This window comes from Paenibacillus sp. YIM B09110, from assembly GCF_037167145.1.
In the GTDB taxonomy this organism is placed as follows: Bacteria; Bacillota; Bacilli; order Paenibacillales; family Paenibacillaceae; genus Pristimantibacillus.
In genome coordinates this window covers 115,443-131,412 of sequence record NZ_JBANSP010000003.1, presented here as the reverse complement: position 1 = coordinate 131,412, position 15,970 = coordinate 115,443, and the positions used below count along the sequence as shown (strand labels likewise).

Genomic DNA, 15,970 nt, shown 5'->3' with positions numbered 1-15,970 from the left:
TAGAGCAAATCGATCTATATTGCCCCATTCTTTTTTATATGAATAAAAATATTTATGCCGCTTCATACTATGGCAAGAATCCACATGATTCCAATATGGAGGGTAGCTGTGCTATGAGTACAAATGAAACGAATGACAATAAAAGCAGCCTAGCTCCCGGTGAGACGGAGCAAACGTTAACGAATCGCCAAGGCCATCCGATAACCGACAACCAAAATATTAGAACGATTGGCAACCGCGGTCCGTCCACACTCGAAAACTACCATTTTATTGAGAAAATATCACACTTCGACCGCGAGCGCGTGCCTGAGCGGGTCGTTCATGCCAGAGGCGCCGGCGCTCACGGCTACTTCGAAGCGTATGGCAAGCTGGGCGATGAGCCGATTGCGGGGTATACGCGCGCAAAGCTATTCCAGACGGCAGGCAAGCAAACGCCGGTGTTCGTGCGCTTCTCCAGCGTTATTCACGGCGGCCATTCTCCGGAAACGCTGCGCGATCCGCGCGGCTTCGCAACGAAGTTCTACACGGAGGACGGCAACTGGGATCTAGTGGGGAACAATCTTAAGATCTTCTTCATTCGCGACGCGATAAAATTTCCGGATATGATTCACGCCTTTAAGCCCGACCCGGTAACCAATGTGCAGAGCATGGGGCGATTCTTCGACTTCGTATCGCAGACACCGGAAGCCACGCATATGGTTACATTCATCTTCTCCCCTTGGGGCATACCGGCTAACTATCGCCAGATGCAGGGCTCCGGCGTCAATACATATAAGTGGGTGAATGCGGAGGGCAACGCCGTTCTAGTCAAATACCACTGGGAGCCCCTTCAAGGCATTCGCAACTTGACTCAAGACGAGGCAGAGAAGCTGCAAGCCAAAAACTTCAACCATGCCACACAGGATCTGTATGAAGCGATCGAACAAGGCAACTATCCGGAGTGGGAGCTTCAAGTTCAGTGGATGAGCGACGATGCTCACGAGGAGCTGGACTTCGATCCGCTTGACGATACGAAGCTGTGGCCGCCAGACCAATTCCCTATGCTGCCCGTCGGCAAAATGGTTCTGAACAAAAACCCGGAAAACTATTTCGCCGAGGTCGAGCAGGCTGCCTTCGGAACAGGCGTCCTCGTTGACGGACTCGACTTCTCCGATGACAAAATGCTGCAAGGCCGCACGCTTTCCTACTCCGATACGCAGCGCTACAGGGTGGGCAGCAACTACTTGCAATTGCCGATTAATGCGCCCAAGAAAAGGGTGGCGACCAATCAGCGCGACGGCCAAATGGCATTCTACGTCGATATCGCGCCTGGACAAAATCCGCATGTCAACTATGAGCCTTCATCGCTCGGCGGACTGCAGGAGGCAGACCGTCCCGGCGCTCCATATGAGCCGTTCTACTCGGACAAGCTTACGCGGGCGACGATCGACCGCCAGAACAACTTCAAGCAGGCAGGCGATACGTACCGCCAGTTCAGCCAGCTTGAGCGCGATGAGCTGATTGCTAACCTGGTAGATGCATTGAGCAATTGCACTCCGTATATTCAAGAGAAGATGGTCAGCCATTTCACCGAAGCGGATGCCGATTATGGCGCTCGCGTTGCTGATGGCTTGAAGCAAGCGAATGCGAATGGACAAGGCGCTTCCGGCCATGTCGGCACGCATCCAGCGAACGAAGGTATGGAAATAGCGGAAGAGCTGGGCGAGCAAACGGACGGCTATTGATTCCACATTAATCAGAAACAAGAGCCATGCAGAGACAGCTGTCGCTTCGGCGGCAGAAAACGTACTCTCACATGGCTCAATACTAGCACCATAATAGATCTCATATTATAAAGGAGCATCATACGATATGCTGACTAAGCTGTTTGGTAGGAGCAAACGAACAAAGGTCGACATCGCATCCCCCCTATCAGGTGTGATTCTAGCTGGTCCCCGCGAGGACGCGCTCGCCATTAACCCAGAGAACGGACAAATTGTCGCACCTTTCTATGGCACCGTATCGCATATTGCCGATACTAGCCACTCCATTGTCGTCGAGCACGCTTCGGGCTTAAGACTTCAGATTGATATCGGGATTGGTACTAGCGGGCTTGGCGGCGATGGATTTATATCTCATGTTCGAGCAGGAGATACGTTCCGGGCAGGCGAGACGCTCATTGACTTCGACATAGATACGATTATTGCATCTGGTTATTCGCCGGTTACATCCGTTGCGATCGAGAACACAGAGCTGACGAAGATCGTCGAACAGCTAGTTACGGACGGCAACGTCTCTTCTGGCCATGAAATTATTTTGCGCGCCGAGTTGAACGGTTAATGATCTGTAATATAAGCAAGCACGATATCCCCCCCTCTCCGGACAAAACAAAGACAGCATATCGCTATGCTGCCTCATTGACTTTCTCTATAAGCATGTAGAAAGGGCGAGAAGCCCTGACAAACGAGAATGGAGAGAGCTTACTATGTTAAATTTGTAACTCCCCAAGCTTAATCAGCTCGACAACCGCTTGCGAACGACCTTTTACGTTCAATTTCTGCATGACATTCGAAATATGGTTGCGAACGGTTTTCTCGCTGATGAATAATTGCTGTGCAATATCCCTCGTTGTCTTATCCTGTACCAACAGCTCGAATACCTCGCGTTCACGATGCGTCAATAAAAACTTGCTCTTATGGTCGCTACCCTTCAAAGTTTGTCACCCCTCCTTGCTCGGGTTTTTATGGTTTAACAAGGTTAAGGGATACAGTCAACTTATCATATGAATAGTGGGTCTTAATGGTGCGGCAATCGCATAAAATGGGCGGTCAACTGACTGGGAATATGCCGTGTCCTATAAATCAATTGTGAATATACTACACTATCACAAGAGACGAGGGAGTGCTTTTCATAATGGCCGATGTTGGGATTGTCATGCCTGTATATACACAAGACAGCCAGCTATTCAAGCAAGCAATACGCTCCATTCTTAATCAGAGCTATAGAGGCTTGAAGCTCATTATTGTCATTGACGGCGTTACGCCCAACGTGCTTCGCATTGCTAGGCATTTTGCACATAAGGATTCTAGAGTTCAAGTTATTCCAAGAAAGCAAAATAAAGGGACGGATACTGCCCTTAATATCGGCTTCAACCGTTTGAAGAAAATGCGCAGCATCAGATATTTGACCTGGGTATCCAGCGACAACTTTTATTATCTTCACTTCATCCAAAGATTACGAAGATCTTTGAGAAACGCCCCTGCAAATATCGGTTTCGTCTACTCCAAATTCCGCTATGTAGTTCATTTCGAGAGAGTGCCTGTCGAAGTAGATATCTTACATCACAGCCAGCATTCAAAAGAACGATTGCTTGAAAACTATTTCCTTGGTTATTCGTTTCTGTACAGGAAAGGCTATGCCAAACAAATAGGTGATTACCGTTACACCCCCGTTGAGGACTATGACTATTTCCTCCGCCTTAATGAAGTTTCCGATATGAGGTTCGTGCCGCATACCTTAATGGATTTTAGAATTCGTACTCCTCACAGCAATTCTGTTGCATTACGGAACTCGAAGAAGAAATACTGGTTGAAGCGTTACTTGCTCAATCTAACTGTACTTGAAGCACGAAACAGACGAAAGATTCCTGCTGAAACAAGCATAATTTATCCCGTTGAGGACGCCTCCGAAGAAACCATCCATCGATTGAATTGCTTATTGGAGCAAGTCTACACCAATCTAAAAATTAAGCTTATCGATCTTACGCCGAATACAGACGCCATGCCTAAGTTTAGAGAAATACCCGATCCGCGAATTGAATATATCGCCTATCCGCAGATGTCGTACATCGATGCTGTTAATAAAGAACTTGAGCTCGTGACTACACCGTATGTCATGTTTTATGGTAAAGGTGAATATTCTGATGATATCAATGACTTCGAGGACAAGATTCAGAGGGCGCGTCAACTGGTCCATATTCCCTACAGTCACCGAATGAATTCGAAGGACGAAATAGCGTTTCAGCAATTTTACCGAACTTCTTCCTAATGCAACGAACGGCCGTCCTCCAAGGACGGCCGTTCGTTGTTACAAATACCCAAGCTGTTTCATGTTTCGCCTGCATATGCGCATTATGATCGCCGCCTGCTTTGGTGTAATTGATTTTTTTCGTATAGAGCCGCGTATTTTTTGTGCCAGTACAGCTTCCAACTGCTCCTTCGATATTTGCGCAAGCTGCGTAATCTGATCTACCGTATGCTCATCCTTGTCTATAAGCTTCTCGTATTGAACAAATATAGCCAGTGGATCGCTATTAACGAGCTTCAAATAGTCGTTAACGTTATTGTTCCATTGCTTTGCGAATTGTAGCGTGCTGCGGTATTCTCCCCATGATTTCGGATAACTCTCCCACGCTTTTAACGGATTTCGGACAAGCAGGAGAAGTTTGGCCTCGGGATAGCACTTTTTCAATATCGTTAACTCTTTGGCTCCATAACGGACTTCCTTGAAGCCAATAATGTCATGGCCTTCTTTGTTTTGCTGATAGAGGTGATCCAAGAACGTTTTGACCGACTGGATCGTAGCTTGTTCGACATACTCAGGCGACGGTGTCATAAGCGCCATCCATTGATTCGGATTCTCTCCACTTTGAAAGTATGCCTGTCTGCTGGAAATGCCTTTCCTCGAGAAGGTTTGCATTTTGTTTTGTATGGCATGAAACTGCCTCAGTATCCCCAGATGTTCTCCCCAAATCAACGTCTGCGGCCTCGCGTTCAAAATCCGTTGAACGAGCGTAGAACCTGATCGATGTGTAGCAGCCGATAAAATAACGTTCAAAGCTGACGTCTCCTCTCGTAAAATGCATGCTTGTTGATGATCAGCATATGCAGCGGATCAGCTTCCCGAAACGGCGTTCCTTCCTATCCTCAAACATACAAATCAATACAAAGGAGGGCAATTCAAGCACCGAATAGAAATTCTAGCATTTAATAAATAATAGATTCATATTGATTAGGAGGAGATAGAAATGACCTACCCACTGTTTATTGTTACTGGTCCCAGCGGTTCCGGAAAATCAACTATCGTTAAAGAATTAAGAAAAGAAATGAGTAAAGGGTTCAATTTATATGATATGGACTATATCGTTAATGATCAGGACTACCAAACAGCTTGCAATAATTGGATGCGCGTTTCTTACTTTAATTCATTAAATGGAAATATTACAATTTTATTTGGTGCGGTTCCTTTCCCGTACGATGTAAACAAATGTGATTACTTCTATCACTTTGATCCTGTTCATTATATGCTCTTGCACTGCAGTGATTCATCGAGAATTCAGCGATTAAATGCTCGTGGCGGTTGGTCCCCGAAGGCACTCGAAGACACGAATGCATATGCCCAACGATTGCGTGATGCTGCTCTAGCTAAATCTGATCCCGTCATTGACACTTCTATTACATCCGTATCAGAAGCGGTTGTCCAAATCCAGGGTTGGGTGAAAAAACATTTGAAGAACAATAAGTAGCAAGGAAGCGTCAACGATTGCAATCAATTGTTGACGCCCGAACCACGGGGATATTAAGTTACGCCAGAATACGACGAATGCAGGTTAGCGGTCGAATAGAGCTTGTTATTCTCAAATTCGGCCACTTCCAACGTATAAGGAGATTGTCTTAGACTCACAGCCATGTTCTCTATATAATCCGATTTCATTGTACTGTAATGGCTCGAATAGAACATGACGAATGGGGTTGTCGCATAATGGATTGTCGACTGGCGTATGTCCTGCGCCGTAGCAGAAGGCACGGATACGTAGTCGATACGAGGATCAGGTATATTCCTTATTGCTTCTGTTACTACAGCACCGGGAGAAGTATCGATTAATAAGATGCGATAATTGGAGTAATCTTGATTAAGCAGTTCCTCCAGCCTGTAAATCGTATTCTCGGAAGCGTCGTGCACTGGGAATATGATGCTCGTTTCAGTCGCAATCCCTCTTCTGGTTCGAGCTAGTTGCTTGACTAGTTGATACTTATACCGATTAAACCGAAAGGAAACTGGATCGCGTTTGATCTTGATCGAGTTGCTAAGCGGCGCGAACATCCGATAAGTGACTAGTGTTCTTGGAACGTATTTAACATCGCAATGCTCAGCTAACCGCAGCCAATAATCGTAATCTTCAACAGGTGAATGCTGGTAAGGTCCGGCAATCGCCGCATACTTTTTCTTATACATGAATGAACCATATATGAAATTATAATCAAGCAGCTTTTCTTTCGGATGGTTTTGCCAATTTTTCGTATACGAGATAAATTCTCCCGAGCTTCGGATCAATTTCATAATGCTGTATGCCAAGCCTACAGATCCAGGGCTTCGTCTCAGGTTATTTCTCAGAACTTTGATAAAATGTTTATGGTAGATATTATCGCTTGCGACCCAAGTCAAATATCTAATGCCCTTCATTCGATTCAAGTGATTGAATCCCACGTTCAAAGCGTGTTCTGTACCTTTATTTTGCGTATAAGCAATAACCTTGATTCGCTTGTCTCGTTTCGCTTCTTGATTCACCACCTGCTGCACCTCCGGAGTGATGCCGTCTATAACGATAACCAGCTTGAAATTACGGTACAACTGGTTTCGAATTGAACGGATAGCTGTGCGAAGATAGTCTTTCCTTTGGACATATACAGGAAGCACAATTCCTACATCTGGCACTGTCTATTCCTCCCTCTTCCTTGATTCCTGTTAACAAGCTACTTGTTTTGGCTCGGCTGTCTTCGTAAAAAGAAAGTATTCGATTTCAGGTACGGATTCTTCACTTTGGCAAAGAGCCTTGGACGATTTCTAAATTTATGTCTCGTCTCCAGCTCGATCGGTCTGCCCGAACGGAAGTAACTATAGCTCCAGGGATGTTCATAATTACCGCGCAGCGGGCTGATTTCATTCAAGTAAGCCTTAACCAATAGAATCGTCGCCTCGCTTATGGGTACATTCCCTGCGCAACGTTGAAGGAAGGATATATAATCGGCATGCCTAAGCGAACTTGAGAAGTGAAAGGCTTTAAGAGGCTCGCCGTTTACGAGAAAGACGCCCGAATCCGATATCGTGATTATTCTTTCATTCAGATTCCAAGGCCCTACGTTATAACCCGGATGTGGAAATATATAACCTCCGAACCGTTTCGGCACATAATCGAGCCACTTCTGGTCTGCATTCAATCCCTTATCAACATCCAGATAACATCTCGTATCCAACTTTTTCGCCCACCAGCGTAAAAATCGTCTAGCAGCGCGAGATTTACGCACTGCAAACATACCGGCATTGAATACGCCATGACGAATAATGAGCGGTATAGGAATAAAGTTATGCGGTGTTAATATAATCGGGTGTACGTCGAGCGCATTGATAAGCTCGGAGATATCGCCAAAGAGCATTATATCGGTATCCATATAAATATATTTGCTTTCACTTGGATACCGCTTGAATGCAAATTGCATTAATCTTGCTTTACAGGAGCAAGGCCCTTCCATCTCGCTATGCTTGAATATATGACGATAGAATTGAGGGAAGCCGAGATTTTTCGCCAATATAACCTCATCGAAAAGCGACATATAAGGTGTTAGCAATGTGGTATTCTCTTCTACCAAACATAGTACGATTTTCGCTTTAGGGTAGTAGTTTCTAATGGAGCTTGCCATCATGACGGCGAACCCTATATGGTTATTCGTCGTAACGCTGCAAAATATCATACTCTCTCTCCTAACATTTATTAATCATCATCCGTAGCGAACACGCTCTGCTTCAAACCCTCTTCAATCGAAGTGACCGCTTGCCAGTCTGGCAGCTGTTTACCTTTATTCCATGGGATCATAATCTCGCGCATGCGATAGCTGCGCTCGCCCCAGATGATAGGCAGCCTGCTCTGAGTCACCCTCTCTAGCTGCTCCACTACCTGTTTGAGTGTAATCGGTTGATTCGTTGCAACAACAAAGCGTTCCAACTTAGCTGTCCTACCTTGAAGCTGGCGCATTGCTGCAGTTACATAGGCGTCCACGATGTCATCAATGTAAACCAGATCCAGCTGTTGCTCGCCTGGAGACATTGCAAGTGTCTTGCCGTCGCGATACGCCTGAATGAGTAAAGGAATTATTTTCGGCCGCGGATCGAAGGGACCATAGCTATCGAACAGTTCCAGCGTCGTGCAATGCAGCGAGGTAGCCTCCGAATAATAAAGGATGATGTCATCGAAAGCTTGCTTTGTAGCGGCATATAAACTTTGTGGATTATAGTCGCAGTTGTTATAATGCTGCGAGAAAGTTCCCGTATTAATAAGATAAGGTACTTTGCCAATGAGCATCGCCTCAGCCAACTGTGTTCCAAATACAATATTGCTCTGCAGCATCGATTCAAAATTGTTCAAGCTATGGGTCACAGAAGCAAGTGAGGCCAAATGGATAACCAGATCGATCTGGTTCGTTGTGAACAGCTTAAGCAAACTTTGCGCAGTTCCATCGTACGTATGAAGTTGAACACGGTTTAAGATGGGCTTCAATGAATCTAGACTGGAATTCGGTCTTACAACAACATGGACGCGATGACCTGCATGAGCTAATCTTCTTGCCAAGCGGGAGCCGATATACCCTGTTGCCCCTGTTAGTAAGAAGGACACGGGCGTTTTTATGAATACCGCCTACTGTCAATCCAATTGGTATATTCATTAATTTGATGAAGACAAATGTCGCGCACATCATCTGCTTGCTCGTAGCGTTTATGCCAAGCTACGATTTGGCCGATCGTCTCCTCTAATCTCCACTTCGGCTCCCAGCCTAGTATCGTATTGGACTTAGAGCAATCGAGCTTGAGCAAGCCAGCCTCATGAGGCTGAATTTGTTGTTCTAGTTGAATGTTCACGTTCTTGCCCCATCTCGAGTTGAGTTGGCCTACTACCCATTCGACCGTTCTAACGGATTCATCGTTAGGCCCGAAGTTCCAAGCTCCGCAATAACGCGAGCCTTCGGTCACCAGCTTCTCGGCAAGCTGCATATAACCGCTAAGAGGCTCCAGCACATGCTGCCAAGGCCGTATCGCATTGGGATTGCGAATCGTAATCGCCTCACCAGCTGCGATTGCGCGCAAACAGTCGGGTATAAGTCTGTCATCCGCCCAATCTCCGCCGCCGATCACATTGCCCGCCCTAGCGGTTGCAACCATCGTGCTGCCGCTTAATTTGAAGTAAGAATTCCAGTAGCTATCCGTTACGAGCTCCGAGCAGGCTTTGCTGTTCGAATAAGGATCATAGCCGCCGAGCGCATCTGTCTCGCGGTAGCCCCATATCCACTCTTTGTTCTCATAACATTTATCCGTTGTAATATTGACGATAGCCTTAACTGGCTTCCCTGCCTTTCCAAGTTCCTTCACCGCATCTAACAAATAAACCGTGCCCAGCACATTCACTTCGTATGTCTCGACTGGATTTCGATACGATTCCCTTACAAGCGGCTGTGCTGCCATGTGAAAGACAATGTCAGGCTCGGCGGCGTTCAACGCCTCACGGAGCTTGCTTCTGTCTCGTATATCCCCCATAACCGAGTGGATAAGCGCATCGATTCGACCTAAGCGATACAGGGACGGAGTTGTTGGTGCCTCTAACGCATAGCCGGTCACTTTAGCTCCGAGCGAGCTGAGCCATAGGCTTAGCCAAGAACCTTTAAACCCTGTATGCCCGGTAATAAACACCTTTTTATTCAGCCAAAAGCTCATACCCCCACTAGTGTTTACCATATTTTCCACGGCGCTTTTCCCGCTTTATATAGCTCATCCAAATAATTTTTGTCCCTGAGCGTATCCATCGGATGCCAGAAGCTCGTATGCGGATACGCCATCAACTTGCCTTCCATCGCAAGCTTCTCTAACGTCTCGTGTTCCAAAATAGAATGATCGCCTTCGATATAATCGATCATCTCCGGCTTCATAACAAAAAAACCCGCATTGATCCAGCCGCCGTCGCCCTTTGTTTTCTCGGCGAAACCCTCTACCTTACGATCGGCGTCTATCTTAAGCGAACCGAACCGTCCAGGAGGCTGCACAGCTGTAAGTGTTGCCATCTTGCCATGCTGAATATGAAATTCGACAAGCTCGCGAATGTTAATATCCGATACGCCGTCGCCGTAGGTCAGCATGAACGGCTCATCCCCCAAATAATCCTTTACCCGTTTGATTCTGCCGCCTGTCATGGTGTCTTTCCCGGTATCGACAAGCGTGACACGCCAAGGCTCAGCAATATACTGATGGGTTGTCATCTGTCCTTCTTGGCTATAGTCAAACGTAACGTCCGAATTGTGCAATGCATAATGATAAAAATATTGTTTAATCTTATCTCCTTTGTACCCTAGACAAATAATGAAATCGTTAAATCCGTAAGAAGAATAAATTTTTAAAATATGCCAAAGGATCGGTTTCCCACCGATTTCGATCATAGGCTTTGGCGTCAGCACAGACTCTTCGCTAATTCTCGTTCCGTAGCCCCCTGCAAGAATAACTACCTTCATATTCGGAATCTTCACAGGCTCACTCATTTTCATTGCCTCCTGTTGTACAAGCAGTTATACCTTATTGGCATACGTGTCGGGACGATCTGCTTGAAAAAATTCATTTGCCCAAAACAATACAATTAACTCCTCCCCCGTAACGTTTTCAATCGAATGCGTGTAGCCGGGGGGAATATCGATGACGACTTTCTTCTCTTCCGATAATTCGTACGCGAAGGCCGCCTCTTCAAAGATATGTCGAAATTTCACTATCGCTTTGCCCTTAATCACACAAAACTTTTCAACCTTTGTATTATGATAGTGATTGCCTCGCACTACTCCGTTGTATGATGTGGATACAAATATTTGGCCTGCCGCATCCGATTTAATAACTTCGAATAAGCTGCCTCTATGATCCTGGAATGTTTTGATTTCATATGCAAAGTCGGCTCGGTCTAGATAGGACAAAAATGTCGAGTATAAATATTTGGTAAGGGGATCGTCTAATCGGGGAAGTATACCTGTCTTGCGAAGACTATTAAATGTACGTAAAGTATTCGCGAGCTCTCCTAAAGTAACGGCAAAGATAGGGGATATATCATAATATGTGGCGTCTGGTCCCTCGTCCTCACCGAGAAGCTGTAAAAACCGATTAACTACATCATCGATGTATGCTAGCTCTATTGTATGATCCGTATCGGAAACGGTAATGTCTAACTGTCTTGAAAGGTTGTGGCAAAAGGTAGCTACTACCGAATTATAATTCGGTTTACTCCATTTGCCGAACAGATGCGGCAGTCTGAATATATAAATCTTCGCCAGTGCTTCCATCCCATATTGGATCAGAATATCCTCCGCTGCTTTTTTGCTCATTCCGTAAGCATTATGACTGAGCGCTTGGATGGTTGATGCGTATATGATTTTCGGAGCTTTGCTATGCTTTCTTAATATGGCTGTGATCGTATCCATTAACTGTTCATTTACGTTATAATCATCCTCATGCTCAGGGCGGTTAACGCCAGCTAAATGATAGATGACATCCGCCGACAATAAATGGTTCTCCAATACTGCCAGGCTATCGCTTCGGTGAAATGCATGTATTCGGACATGGTCGAACCTGCTTAGTCCTTCTACTAGGTTTTTTCCTAGAAATCCATTTGCGCCTGTGACCAACACATTCATCGGGACATTCTCCTCTCCGTTATACTTATTTCCCCTATTACTCTGTCTAATATATGTCACTTATTGCGGATTGCGATTGATACTAGAAAAATAAGGCTTCTACCGTCTATTTAAGTCGCAACACTTCTTTTCAAGCCTATATTCATAGAAAATAGATAATTGCCGTTAGCAGACTGGCGGCAACACGAATAGTTTGAACAATACCAATAATTCGTTAGAGAGGAGGTTATTTCATGACGGATGTAGGTATTGTTATGCCTGTGTATAAACAAAAAACGAGATTTCTACAAGCTGCCCTGCGCTCCATCCTAAACCAAAGGTACCGAAACTATAAACTTATCATTGTAATTGACGGTACAACTGCTAATGTGGTACAAACGGTGCGGAAAATGACAAGACTCGATTCACGGGTAAAGATCATTTCATATCGTGTCAATAAAGGCACTAGCCATGCCCTGAATACAGGGTTTCATGTATTAATAAACAATCCCAATATCCGCTATTTAACCTGGGTATCCAGCGACAACATTTACTTTCCCAATTATATCGATATGTTACGCACAAGCCTGGTCAACGCCCCGTCCCATACCGGTTTTGTTTATAGCAACTCTTATATGATCAACAACAACGGAAAATCGATTCATACGCCGGCCCGATTAAATCTTATACGGCAATGGCGCGGACAGCCAATTGAGAACTTAATCAATACCTGTTTTATTGGAGCTTCATTTATGTATAGAAAATCGGTAGCTGTCGAGGTAGGAGATTACAGGCATACGCCTGTTGAGGATTACGATTATTGGCTTAGAGTTACAGAACGCTGTGGAACGATCTATTTACCGATAGAGCTTATGAAATACAGAGTCCGTTCTCCTTTCAGCATGTCCAGAAAACTAGCAACCTCTAAATTGTTTTTGCGTCAGAAAAAATATATATCTCAGCTAATTCGTCTAGAAGCTAGAGAGCGGCGGCGAATTTACCCCGAAGTGACAGTCTTACTCACAAGCGCCGCTTCATCGAATGAAATCGAAAGACTGAGCGGCATTTTGAATCAAACTCATCATAACCTGATCTGCATTGTCATCGATCAAACGCCAAACATGGTTCTGCATCCCATTGTAACCAACATGCCCGACCCAAGAGTTCAATACGTCAGCATGCCTTCGGCTTCCGATCGGGAAGTAATGATGAAAGCCAGAGAAATGATCTATTCTCCCTATGCCATGTTCTATTCCTCTCATATCCCTCTTCCGACAGAATATTTGACGAATGAGCTAAACGTTAATATGTTGCTTGCTCAGGATACGCCTGAGCAGCCTTTATTTAATCAGCTATACCAGACCCATAAGCTGTTTGAGCTCATGGTCGCTAGATTTTACTAGGAGGGCGGTCTGAAGTGAACAAGTTGAAAGTGATGACGATACTGGGCACGAGGCCGGAGATTATACGTTTATCGGCGGTTATTAAAGCTTGCGACGTACACTTCGAACACATATTCGTGCACACCGGACAGAACTGGGATCCCACGCTGAACGATATTTTCTTCGAAGATCTACAACTTCGCAAGCCCGATTATTATTTGAATGTAGTCGGCCACAACCTTGGCGAAACGATCGGCAACGTCATTGCCCGTTCTTACGAGATTATGGAGCGGGAACGGCCGCATGCCGTGCTATTGCTAGGCGATACGAACAGCGCGCTTAGCGCCATTGCCGCCAAAAGGCTCAAGATTCCAATCTTCCATATGGAGGCCGGCAACCGCTGCTTCGATCAGAACGTGCCTGAAGAAACAAACCGGCGAATCGTCGACCACATTAGTGATATCAACCTGCCCTATACGGAACATAGCAGACGTTATCTGTTAGCCGAGGGCGTTCGCAAGGAGCATATATTCGTTACCGGTTCGCCGATGACTGAGGTATTGCGCGACCATCAAGAAGCGATCAATAAATGCGAGGTGCTCACAAAGTTCAGTCTTGAACCTAACCGGTATTTCGTCCTAAGCGCGCATCGTGAAGAAAACCTGGATATTGACAGCCAGCTCTTCTCGCTCATGACCGCGGTGAACGAGGTAGCTGAACAGTTTGGCCTGCCGATCCTATATACCGCCCATCCAAGATCGGTCAAAAAGCTGCAAGCAAAGCAGATCGAGCTTCATCCGCTCGTCCAGATCCATCAGCCTTTTGGCTTCATTGAATACAACCATCTTCAGCAGCATGCCTATTGCGTACTATCCGACAGCGGCACTCTAAGCGAGGAGTCAGCCATTCTAAACTTCCCTGGCGTCTTAATACGCACTAGCACCGAACGGCCGGAAGTGCTCGACAAAGGCTCAATCGTTATCGGGGGCATAACGGGCGAGCATCTCGTCGGATCGATTCGGCTCGCAGTGGGCATTCATGCGCAAGACAAGGCACATCAGCATTCTCCCGTCGATTATAGGGATACGAATGTTTCCGTGAAAGTCGTCAAGCTCATTCAGAGCTACACCCCGATCATCAACAAAGTCATATGGAACAAATAAGCAAGCAGCATATAAGGAGGTTTACCATGTTTAAAAATAAAACGATACTCGTTACTGGGGGTACCGGCTCTTGGGGTCAGGAGTTGACGCGCAAGTTGCTCATTGAGGAACCGAAGGAAATTCGTATTTTTTCGCGCAACGAATTTACGCAAGTCGAAATGAAGCGAAAATTCAACAGCCCCGTCTTGAACTTTCTGATCGGAGATATTCGCGACTATGAGGCGGTATCCGACGCTTGCCAGAACGTAGATTTCGTGTTCCACCTCGCCGCATTGAAGCATGTGCCAATTTGTGAATATCAACCTCTCGAAGCGCTAAAGACGAACGTGAACGGCACGCAAAACATCATCCGCGCGAGTATCGCCCAAGGTGTAGTGAAAGTAATCGATGTATCGACAGATAAGGCGGTCGATCCTATCAATTTCTACGGAATGACCAAAGCGATCGGCGAGAAACTGATTATTAAAGCGAATGATCTCAGTAAGCATACTAAGTTTGTCTGCATTCGCGGCGGCAACGTGCTTGGCACGAACGGAAGCGTCGTGCCTCTGTTTAAGCAGCAAATCGCTCAAGGCAAACCGCTCACGCTCACCGATAAAGAAATGACGCGCTTCTTCCTTACGATTCCGGAAGCAATCGAGCTGCTCATTAAAGCTGCTTCCGCCGCAATTGGCGGCGAGACCTTCGTCATGAAGATGCCAGCCTGCAAAATTACCGATCTGATCGACGTGCTCAAGTCCATATATGATCAGAACGATCTGCCTGTCATGGAGATCGGGATGCGCGAAGGTGAGAAGCTGCACGAGGTTCTTATCTCACGAGCGGAATCGCTAACCACGTTCCAATACGACAAGCAATATTTCGTTATTCTACCGTCCCATCCGGATGATCAGCTTCTAAATCACTATAAGCATCTGAACAACATCGGCTTTCCTTATTACCAATCCGATCAGGAGTTAATGTCTCATGACGAGATTAAGCTCTTGCTTAAAAAAGGGAAGTTCATCTAATCTACTTGCCGAGGTGATTCCATTATGCAAGAAGCAGCTCTTTCATCTAGATTTATTAATGGCGTAACGATTATTACGAGTACGAATAAACTACAGTATATGAATAACATTTTTGACAACTATCAACGTCAGTTGCTTCCCAACAAGCAGCTTATTATCATATTGAACAGCAATTCGATAGACGCGGGTGTCTGGTACGAGAAAGCAAAATCGTACCATGACGTCTTCATTTTCCAGTTATCCGAGTCATACTCGCTCGGCGAGTGCCTCAACTATGCCGCCGACTTAGGCCGATACAATGTCATAGCAAAGTTCGACGACGATGACTTCTATTCGAAGTACTATTTAACTACCGCCTTGCGAGCCATGCGGCGCAAAAACGTCGACATGGTCGGTAAACGGTCCGTTTTAACCTACTTCCTTGAAGATGGAATGCTCATATTGCGGTTTCCCGGCTATGAGAATAGCTACCAAAACTATGTTGCCGGCGGTACGATGGTTATCCGGAAGAGCGCGTTCCAGCAGGTAAGATTCGGTGCGCTGTCACTCGGCGAGGATGTCGATTTCATGACGAGATTTCGCAAGAGCGGCTATAGAATCTATGCGACGAATAGACATAACTACGTCTATATGCGTCGATCAGATCCGAACATGCATACTTGGAGACCCAAAAGATCCTATCTGCTAAAAACGGGAAGATTCATCGCCCGAACAAGAAAATGGTTGAAGTACGCAGTCAAGAGGTGATT

At 45.8% G+C, this 15,970-nt stretch carries 15 protein-coding genes and 1 pseudogene; 8 read left to right on the top strand and 8 right to left on the bottom strand.

All coding sequences use genetic code 11. The annotated features are described in order from the left end of the window. Positions 1-161: 161 nt before the first annotated feature. Positions 162-1,724 (top strand): annotated as a pseudogene (locus V8F51_RS05255) (catalase); the annotation flags it as partial. Positions 1,725-1,851: 127 nt separating this feature from the next. Then, positions 1,852-2,319, top strand: a complete 468-nt coding sequence (locus V8F51_RS05250; RefSeq protein WP_337099025.1) for a PTS sugar transporter subunit IIA — start codon at positions 1,852-1,854, stop codon at positions 2,317-2,319. Positions 2,320-2,467: 148 nt separating this feature from the next. On the opposite strand, the gene V8F51_RS05245 is transcribed toward V8F51_RS05250, so the two are convergent. Beyond that, the gene (locus V8F51_RS05245; RefSeq protein ID WP_006040330.1) at positions 2,468-2,692 is read right to left on the bottom strand and encodes a helix-turn-helix domain-containing protein; all 225 of its coding nucleotides are present in this window, start codon (positions 2,690-2,692) and stop codon (positions 2,468-2,470) included. A gap of 200 nt (positions 2,693-2,892) precedes the next feature. Here V8F51_RS05245 and V8F51_RS05240 point away from each other — a divergent pair, with 200 nt between their 5' ends. After that, positions 2,893-4,026, top strand: coding sequence for a glycosyltransferase family 2 protein (locus V8F51_RS05240; RefSeq protein WP_337099023.1), 1,134 nt, complete (start codon positions 2,893-2,895; stop codon positions 4,024-4,026). Positions 4,027-4,065: 39 nt separating this feature from the next. Here V8F51_RS05240 and V8F51_RS05235 read toward each other — a convergent pair whose 3' ends face one another. Continuing rightward, positions 4,066-4,815 (bottom strand): sulfotransferase, encoded by a 750-nt coding sequence (locus tag V8F51_RS05235; RefSeq protein WP_337099021.1) that lies wholly within the window; start codon positions 4,813-4,815, stop codon positions 4,066-4,068. A 190-nt stretch (positions 4,816-5,005) separates the two neighbouring features. Here V8F51_RS05235 and V8F51_RS05230 point away from each other — a divergent pair, with 190 nt between their 5' ends. Beyond that, the gene (locus V8F51_RS05230; protein WP_337099019.1) at positions 5,006-5,503 is read left to right on the top strand and encodes an AAA family ATPase; all 498 of its coding nucleotides are present in this window, start codon (positions 5,006-5,008) and stop codon (positions 5,501-5,503) included. A gap of 53 nt (positions 5,504-5,556) precedes the next feature. Here V8F51_RS05230 and V8F51_RS05225 read toward each other — a convergent pair whose 3' ends face one another. Genes V8F51_RS05225 through V8F51_RS05200 form a run of 6 tightly spaced genes read right to left on the bottom strand, consistent with a single transcriptional unit; the run spans position 5,557 to position 11,687 of the window. Continuing rightward, positions 5,557-6,693: a glycosyltransferase family 2 protein gene (locus V8F51_RS05225; protein ID WP_337099017.1), complete on the bottom strand. Its 1,137-nt coding sequence runs from the start codon at positions 6,691-6,693 to the stop codon at positions 5,557-5,559. A 38-nt stretch (positions 6,694-6,731) separates the two neighbouring features. Next, positions 6,732-7,727, bottom strand: a complete 996-nt coding sequence (locus V8F51_RS05220) for a hypothetical protein (protein ID WP_337099015.1) — start codon at positions 7,725-7,727, stop codon at positions 6,732-6,734. 20 nt (positions 7,728-7,747) lie between these two features. Beyond that, positions 7,748-8,647 (bottom strand): NAD-dependent epimerase/dehydratase family protein, encoded by a 900-nt coding sequence (locus V8F51_RS05215; RefSeq protein WP_337099013.1) that lies wholly within the window; start codon positions 8,645-8,647, stop codon positions 7,748-7,750. Positions 8,648-8,655: 8 nt separating this feature from the next. Further along, positions 8,656-9,738 carry a CDP-glucose 4,6-dehydratase gene (gene rfbG / locus V8F51_RS05210; protein WP_337099011.1) on the bottom strand — a complete coding sequence of 361 codons (1,083 nt, stop codon included), beginning with the start codon at positions 9,736-9,738 and terminating at the stop codon, positions 8,656-8,658. Positions 9,739-9,752: 14 nt separating this feature from the next. Continuing rightward, a complete protein-coding gene (gene rfbF, locus V8F51_RS05205; protein ID WP_337099370.1) occupies positions 9,753-10,526 on the bottom strand; it encodes a glucose-1-phosphate cytidylyltransferase in 774 nt (257 codons plus the stop codon). 54 nt (positions 10,527-10,580) lie between these two features. Further along, positions 10,581-11,687: a polysaccharide biosynthesis C-terminal domain-containing protein gene (locus V8F51_RS05200; RefSeq protein ID WP_337099010.1), complete on the bottom strand. Its 1,107-nt coding sequence runs from the start codon at positions 11,685-11,687 to the stop codon at positions 10,581-10,583. 233 nt (positions 11,688-11,920) lie between these two features. Between V8F51_RS05200 and V8F51_RS05195 the strand changes: the two genes are divergently transcribed. From V8F51_RS05195 to V8F51_RS05180, 4 genes are read left to right on the top strand one after another with little or no spacing between them, the layout of a single operon-like run. After that, positions 11,921-13,069 carry a glycosyltransferase family 2 protein gene (locus tag V8F51_RS05195; RefSeq protein WP_337099009.1) on the top strand — a complete coding sequence of 383 codons (1,149 nt, stop codon included), beginning with the start codon at positions 11,921-11,923 and terminating at the stop codon, positions 13,067-13,069. Between the two features lie 14 nt (positions 13,070-13,083). Next, positions 13,084-14,211, top strand: a complete 1,128-nt coding sequence (gene wecB, locus V8F51_RS05190) for a non-hydrolyzing UDP-N-acetylglucosamine 2-epimerase (protein ID WP_337099008.1) — start codon at positions 13,084-13,086, stop codon at positions 14,209-14,211. Between the two features lie 26 nt (positions 14,212-14,237). Next, positions 14,238-15,221: a polysaccharide biosynthesis protein gene (locus tag V8F51_RS05185; protein ID WP_337099007.1), complete on the top strand. Its 984-nt coding sequence runs from the start codon at positions 14,238-14,240 to the stop codon at positions 15,219-15,221. A gap of 24 nt (positions 15,222-15,245) precedes the next feature. Continuing rightward, on the top strand, positions 15,246-15,968 hold the full coding sequence (locus V8F51_RS05180; RefSeq protein WP_337099006.1) for a glycosyltransferase: 723 nt from the start codon (positions 15,246-15,248) through the stop codon (positions 15,966-15,968). Positions 15,969-15,970 lie beyond the last annotated feature (2 nt).

Excerpts from the sequence above, each read along its gene's own strand:
- V8F51_RS05200 (WP_337099010.1), bottom strand. The coding sequence starts at position 11,687 with ATGAATGTGTTGGTCACAGGCGCAAATGGATTTCTAGGAAAAAACCTA.
- rfbF (WP_337099370.1), bottom strand. The coding sequence starts at position 10,526 with ATGAAGGTAGTTATTCTTGCAGGGGGCTACGGAACGAGAATTAGCGAA.
- V8F51_RS05250 (WP_337099025.1), top strand. The coding sequence starts at position 1,852 with ATGCTGACTAAGCTGTTTGGTAGGAGCAAACGAACAAAGGTCGACATC.
- V8F51_RS05195 (WP_337099009.1), top strand. The coding sequence starts at position 11,921 with ATGACGGATGTAGGTATTGTTATGCCTGTGTATAAACAAAAAACGAGA.
- rfbG (WP_337099011.1), bottom strand. The coding sequence starts at position 9,738 with ATGAGCTTTTGGCTGAATAAAAAGGTGTTTATTACCGGGCATACAGGG.
- V8F51_RS05230 (WP_337099019.1), top strand. The coding sequence starts at position 5,006 with ATGACCTACCCACTGTTTATTGTTACTGGTCCCAGCGGTTCCGGAAAA.
- V8F51_RS05220 (WP_337099015.1), bottom strand. The coding sequence starts at position 7,727 with ATGATATTTTGCAGCGTTACGACGAATAACCATATAGGGTTCGCCGTC.
- V8F51_RS05240 (WP_337099023.1), top strand. The coding sequence starts at position 2,893 with ATGGCCGATGTTGGGATTGTCATGCCTGTATATACACAAGACAGCCAG.
- V8F51_RS05180 (WP_337099006.1), top strand. The coding sequence starts at position 15,246 with ATGCAAGAAGCAGCTCTTTCATCTAGATTTATTAATGGCGTAACGATT.
- V8F51_RS05185 (WP_337099007.1), top strand. The coding sequence starts at position 14,238 with ATGTTTAAAAATAAAACGATACTCGTTACTGGGGGTACCGGCTCTTGG.